The organism is Synechococcus sp. H55.11, assembly GCF_047462475.1.
Classification (GTDB): domain Bacteria; phylum Cyanobacteriota; class Cyanobacteriia; order Thermostichales; family Thermostichaceae; genus Thermostichus.
This window is the reverse complement of record NZ_JANSJI010000323.1, coordinates 1-3,295: the sequence shown is the minus strand read 5'-3', so window position 1 is coordinate 3,295 and position 3,295 is coordinate 1. Positions and strand designations below refer to the sequence as shown.

The 3,295-nt window shown below is 51.8% G+C and carries 1 protein-coding gene and 1 pseudogene; one reads left to right on the top strand and one right to left on the bottom strand.

Going from position 1 to position 3,295, the window contains the following annotated elements:
• Window positions 1–293: 293 nt before the first annotated feature.
• On the bottom strand, window positions 294–833 hold the full coding sequence (locus NW853_RS12805; RefSeq protein ID WP_414349196.1) for a type IV pilin protein: 540 nt from the start codon (window positions 831–833) through the stop codon (window positions 294–296).
• Between the two features lie 211 nt (window positions 834–1,044).
• Here NW853_RS12805 and NW853_RS12800 point away from each other — a divergent pair.
• A pseudogene (locus NW853_RS12800) lies at window positions 1,045–3,295 on the top strand (FkbM family methyltransferase); the annotation flags it as partial.

Below are 3,295 nucleotides of genomic sequence, written 5' to 3'. Positions count from 1 at the left end.
TACTACTGATTAATCCATCCTGCTTCCAGAGTTGGTTTGCTAAGTGTTGCTACTGCACCCCTTGATTCTTTAACAGGCTGTATCAATCAAATGGCGACTCTTTACCAAAAGTTCATACTCTGCAGCAACTCCATGATTAACCAGAGCTTGATAGAAGAGGGTATCTTCACCTGCATCTGCCATCCTTCCCAGTTACTTGCGACTGTACTTGCCCCGTGAGGATCTCAGGTTGCCCCAGAGCACTAAAAAGGCTCCCCCCAAGGGAGCCGAATAAACAGCGGAACCAGCAGAAATTAGTCAAACACGTTGCAGCTCTTGCCTGCGAACGTCGTAAGGGTAGGTACAACTGTCTGTTGGGCTCCCAAGCCAATGGTGCATTGGATAGGGTTACCACTGGAGTTAATATACTGGGTGCTGCCAGCAAGAGCAGTAGTATCCCACCGCATCCCTTGAGGAGAGGTGTTCGAAACGTTACTAGCCACCGGCGTACCGTAGTTTGGGGTGCTCCAAGGATCGTTCATATATTTGTCGCCTCGAGCACCGCAGTAAGTTGTGGGGCAGCCGAACTGAATTACGCTGTAGGCAGTAGGGTATTTTGTGAAATCCAAGCGATAAGCCTCAGAGCCCCGCCCCACCGCACTGAGAGCGGCTTGCGCTTCCGCAGTACGGGAGCGGCGCACTTGGTTCAAGAACTGAGGGATCGCCACCGCAGACAGCACGCCCACAATCACGATCACCACCAGCAGTTCGATCAGGGTGAAGCCCTTGGCTTGGGAGAGAAGTTGCTGAGCCAGCTTGGCCCGCAACAGAGACTGACGAGACTTCGCGCTCATAGTACTCGATCCTTAGTTACTAGAGAGTTACTTGTGCAGGTTACCTGCCAGTCTTAACATACCCAGCCTGAGGGCAATTCATAACAGACTGCCCCCCAGCGAAATTGCGGATCTTGAGGGGGGTGGGTCTAGAAAGGTTCCGTAGTTTGGCCGAGCGGGCCTCTGCATGGCAAATTAAGACCAGTTAAGACCAGCGCTCTCCCTTCCGCCCATGAACCCCACCCTGCAAGCTCGGATTCTGGAAGCCAAGCAACTGTTGCAGCAATCGCCAGATGCCTTCGCAGAATGGCTGGCGACTTTCTACCTACAGCAAGATCCAGAGGCGTGGAGAGAGTTCTTGTGGGGCCTCTTTGATCTTGAGGTGCCTTCGCCGTCTGAAGAAGAAGCTTTCCCGGCTGACCGGGTGGCAATCGCCCTCGCGGCACTGGAGCAAGTTTTGATTTCGGGCCGCCTAAACCTCGCCTACCAGGTCTACACATCCTTGGTCAAGACCGGGATCCTGCCCCCGGAGAAAGTCGTAGAGCTATTGCTGTCTTTGGCAGGCCGTCTGGAAAATACACCCAGCCAGGATTCCCAGCAGCGTCTCCAGATCTGCCTAAAGCTGAGGGAGATGGCCTTTGAGCTGGATCCAGTCCGGCGGGATAACACTCAAGTTCTGCTGTTCCGGGCCTTGCAAGCTCAAGACGAGCTGGCCGTCGGCTTCTACGGGCAGGCCCTAGTGGAGCACTTAGTCAGTCTGGCGGGTGAGGAGACCATAGACATCACCCAGGAGTCACTCCTAACTCAACTCCTCACTCGGCTATGGGATGACGGCTACCTGGATCTGTTTTTCGAAGTGGCCACAGTTCTACAAGCTCATCTCCTAGAGAGTCAGAAATCCGGCTTTGCCGCTCTCCTAGCTCAGCTAGCCCAGGCAGCAGATCCAAAGCAGGCCGAGCGCTATCAAGGTTTGTGGACAATAGAGGACTTGATCGGCGACTTCTTTCAGAGGGCAGCTCGTGCCCTCTTCGGAGACTCTACTAGCGACGCTTATTCCATCTTGGGAGAAGCGCTTCTTGCAGCAGCCGAAAGTCCCCAGGCACAGGAGAACTTTGCCCTGCGCCTGCCCCTTCTGTCGGAGTCCTTGGAAAAGCTGATCCACGCTGCCCGGCCAGACAGGGTAGAGCTTGCTATCCGAAAAATCATTGATTTTCTCTCGTCCAGATCAGTTGATCTAGGCTCCCTGGAAGTAAACGACGAAAATCTCCTCGAAAGCCTGACCGTTGCTAAAGCTATTCTCTTTCGAGTCTGCTTTTGTTGGAGCTATCTAACAGATGATCGGTCTCTAATCCGTCGTTACCAGCAGCTTGCTGGCAGGATTTTTAACGATTGCCTCAGTCTTATGGCCTCTCAGCGCGATTTCTTGTGGTCTGAGTATTGGAAAAAAAATCAGCAAGATTATCAAATAGTCAATGGAGAGAGTCGTAAACTTCGAGTTGGTTTCCTGGGCAGCTGTTTTCAGCGACACTCAGTGGGCTTCCTCAGCGAAGCTACTTTGAGAAATTTATCCCGCAGTGTATTAGATATTTGTTACTACTACTACCATGGCTGGAAAACTGAGGAAGTGGCCAGCCATGACAATACATACCAAAAGTTTTGGTCGCAGGAAAGCCTTTACTTTCGCTTCTTTTCTGAGGGAATTAATCCACCTCAAGTAGCTGCTCAAGCTCGCGAGGATCACATCGATATCATGGTCTTCATGGACTCTATCACCAGCCACGACGCCAATATCGTAGCAGCCCTACGGGCTGCCCCTGTCCAAATTGGCTGGTTAGGCGGGGATGCTGTCGGCTTACCTGAGTTTGATTACTTTTTTGCCGATCCTTATATTCTCCCCGAAGATGCGCAGGCCGATTACTATGAAAAGATTATCCGCTTGCCGAGCTATTGCGCCGTTGAGCATCTCGACGTCATTCCTGCTGACGAGGTAGAGTTTCGGACTAAACTGAGAATAGGTTCGCAAGACGTTGTTTTCCTTACCGCGGCTAACGCCTACAAGCGCACTGATAGTTGCATTGATGCTCACCTGAAGATTCTAAAAGCTGTTTCCAACGGCGTTCTTATTGTTAAAGGCTCTGGGGAAATTGCTACAGTAATCAGGCGTTATCAAGAGAAAGCGAAAGACTTGGGTGTTTTGGATCGCGTCCGTTTTCTTGCCAAAACCAGCAGTGTAGAAGAGCATCGGGGCCAACTGGCTCTAGTGGATCTGATTCTAGATACCTTTCCTTATACTGGCGCAACCCACACCATGGAAGTCCTTTACATGGGTGTGCCGGTTCTTACCCTGGTAGGCCGTCACTACTACGGCCGCATGAGCTACAGTCTGCTGAAAAATATCGGTCTCGAAGACTGCATCACCTGGTCGGTAGAAGAGTTTATCCAACGTGGGATCCAACTGGGCAACAATCCGGAGCAACTCAACC

Excerpts from the sequence above, each read along its gene's own strand:
- NW853_RS12805 (WP_414349196.1), bottom strand. The coding sequence starts at position 833 with ATGAGCGCGAAGTCTCGTCAGTCTCTGTTGCGGGCCAAGCTGGCTCAG.